Source organism: Virgibacillus sp. GM2-2 (genome assembly GCF_055329585.1).
The window spans coordinates 1-222 of record NZ_JBUZWC010000198.1 but is presented as its reverse complement, the minus strand read 5'-3'; the positions used below and the strand labels follow the sequence as shown (position 1 = coordinate 222).

Here is a 222-nt window from a genome sequence, read left to right as displayed (position 1 = left end):
CGCGGGCTTGCGCTGAGCCTCCTCGCGAGCAAAGAACGCTCACTGCGGGGTCTCATCACTTCGCTTTCCCGCAGGAGTCTTCGTGTATTTCTTCCGCTAGTTTTGTGCTTCTTAACTCTTATTTCTTTTTATGGTTGATGAAAGAAAAACATAATTATCTTCTGTTTTGGCAGTTGATTGGAGCGGAGGGCAGTCGACTCCTGCGGGATTAATAGGCATAGG

At 48.2% G+C, this 222-nt stretch carries 1 protein-coding gene; it reads left to right on the top strand.

Annotated features, from left to right (window positions below):
• Positions 1–212, top strand: a 212-nt coding sequence (locus ACY9Z2_RS19535) for a hypothetical protein (RefSeq protein WP_463611330.1), incomplete at its 5' end; no start/stop codon positions are given.
• Positions 213–222 lie beyond the last annotated feature (10 nt).